Here is a 2,732-nt window from a genome sequence, read left to right on the forward strand (position 1 = left end):
GCCACCAGCACACACGCATCATCCAACGACAGCACCCCCGCCACATGCGCAGCAGCGATCTCACCCACCGAATGCCCGGACACGAAGTCCGGCCTCACACCCCACGACTCCAGCAGCCGGAACAGCGCCACCTCCACCGCGAACAGCGCAGGCTGCGCGGACTCCGTACGGTCCAACGCCTCCGCGTCATCCCCGAACAACGCCCCCAGGCCCAGCCGCTCACCGGCCGCGTCCAGCGCCTCCGCGAACGCGGGGTAGGCGCCGTACAGCTCCCGGCCCATTCCCAGGCGCTGGCTGCCCTGGCCCGTGAACAGGAAGGCGAGCGAGCCGGTGTTGGCCCTCGCCCTGACCAGACCGGGGGTCTGCCGCCCCTCGGCCAGTGCCAGGACGGCGGCCTTCAGTCCCTCGGTGTCGCCGGAGACGATCACGGCCCGGTCGTCGAGGGCCGCCCGGGTGGTCGCCAGCGAGTGGGCCAGGTCGGCGGGGCGCTCGGAAACGCCGGACTCGACCACAGGCAGCAGCCGCCGGGCCTGGTCGCGCAGGGCCTCGGTGGTCCTGGCCGACAGGACGTACGGGAGGACGCCGGGCGCCCGCGAGGGAGGCTCGACGGCCTCCACGACGTCGGCCGGGGGCTGCTCGATGATCGTGTGGGCGTTGGTGCCGCTGATGCCGAAGGACGAGATGCCGGCCCGACGCGGGCGTCCGGCCTCCGGCCACTCCCGCTGCTCGGTGAGCAGGGCGATGTCCCCGGCCGACCAGTCGACGTGCGAGGTCGGCTCGTCCACGTGCAGCGTCCGCGGCAGCACCCCGTGCCGCATCGCCATGACCATCTTGATGACGCCCGCGACACCGGCGGCGGCCTGCGTGTGCCCGAGGTTCGACTTGATCGCGCCCAGCAGCAACGGCCGCTCGGGCGAACGGTCCTGACCATACGTGGCCAGCAGGGCCTGGGCCTCGATCGGGTCGCCCAGACGGGTGCCGGTGCCGTGCGCCTCCACCGCGTCCACATCGGTGGCGGACAGGCCGGCGCTCGCCAGGGCCTGCCGGATCACCCGCTGCTGCGACAGACCGTTCGGCGCCGTCAAGCCGTTGCTCGCACCGTCCTGGTTCACCGCCGAACCCCGCACCAGAGCGAGGACCGGGTGCCCGTTGCGGCGCGCGTCGGACAGCCGCTCCACCAGCAGCATGCCCACGCCCTCGCTCCACCCCGTCCCGTCGGCGGCGGCGGCGAACGCCTTGCAGCGGCCGTCGGGCGAGAGGCCGCCCTGAAGGCTGAACTCGCTGAAGGTGGAGGGGGTGGACATGACCGTGACGCCGCCGGCCAGCGCGAGGGAGCACTCGCCCTGCCGCAGCGCCTGCGCTGCCCAGTGCAGTGCCACGAGCGAGGAGGAGCAGGCCGTGTCGACGGTGACGGCCGGGCCCTCCAGCCCCAGCGCGTACGAGACCCGGCCGGACATCACGCTGCCCGCGTTGCCCGTCATCACGTGGCCGAGGACCCCGTCGGTGCCCGACTGCTCCAGTTGTGCGTCGTACCCGGTGTAGGCGGCGCCGACGAAGACGCCCGCGCGGGAGCCGCGCAGGGTGGCGGGGTCGATGCCCGCGCGTTCGATCGTCTCCCAGGCGGTTTCCAGGAGGAGCCTCTGCTGCGGATCCATGGCCAGCGCCTCGCGCGGGGAGATCCCGAAGAAGTCGGCGTCGAAGGTGTCGGCGTCGTAGAGGAAGCCGCCCTGGAAGCTCCGCGTGTCGCCGTGGGCGAGGAGTTCGTCGGTGTCCCAGCCACGGTCGGCGGGCAGGCCGGAGATCGCGTCGCCGCCGCTCTCGACGAGCCGCCACAAGTCCTCGGGGCCGCGGACGCCACCCGGGTAGCGGCAGCTCATGGCGACGATCGCGATGGGGTCGTCGTCGTCCGCGACGGCCGTTCGTGCTCCGGTCGGTGCGAGGGCGGTCCCGGCCGGGCCGGCGGTCCCGTCGGTGAGGTCGCCGATGAGTTCGTCGCGCAGATGTCCGGCGAGCGCGGTGGCCGTCGGGTAGTCGAAGACGAGCGTGGCGGACAGGCGCCGGCCGGTGGCGGCGGCGAGCAGGTTGCGCAGTTCGACGGCGGTCAGGGAGTCGAAGCCCAGTTCCTTGAAGGAGCGTCCGGGCTCGACGGAGGCAGGGCCGAGGTGGCCGAGGGCGACGGCGGCCTGCTTGCGGACGAGGTCGAGCAGGACGCGGTCGCGTTCGCCCGGGGCGAGCGCGGCCAGCCGCTGCCGCAGGCCCTCCTCCCCACCGGTGCCGGTGCCGGCGGCAGCCCGGCGGGCCGGGGCCCCCACGAGGCCGCGCAGCAGTGGTGCCGGCGCGCCGGCCTGAGCGCGCAGGACCGCGACGTCGAGCTTCATGGGCAGCAGCACCGAGGCGCCGACGGACAGCGCGGTGTCGAAGAGGGCAAGGCCCTCCTGGCTCGAGAGAGCGCCCACGCCGTCTCTGGCCATGCGCTGGAGATCGCTCTCGTCCAGGTGCGTCGCCATGCCGCCCACTTGCGGGGCCCACAAGCCCCACGCGAGGGCGGTGGCCGCCAGACCCTGGGCTCGGCGCCGCTCCGCGAGGCCTTCCAGGAACGCGTTGGCGGCGGCATAGTTTGCCTGCCCGGGCGCGCCGAGGGCCGCGGCGATCCCCGAGAAGAGGACGAAGTCGGCGAGGTCGAGGTGCCGGGTGAGGTCGTGCAGGTGGAGGGCCGCGTCGACCTTGGGACG

General features: G+C 73.9%; 1 protein-coding gene. It reads right to left on the reverse strand.

The window, feature by feature from the left end:
• Positions 1 to 2,732 (reverse strand): beta-ketoacyl synthase N-terminal-like domain-containing protein (locus ACP4IX_RS36010; protein WP_426558836.1); only part of this gene is annotated, 2,732 nt, incomplete at both ends.

The sequence above is a fragment of the Streptomyces sp. WG5 genome (assembly GCF_049974565.1).
In the GTDB taxonomy this organism is placed as follows: Bacteria; Actinomycetota; Actinomycetes; order Streptomycetales; family Streptomycetaceae; genus Streptomyces.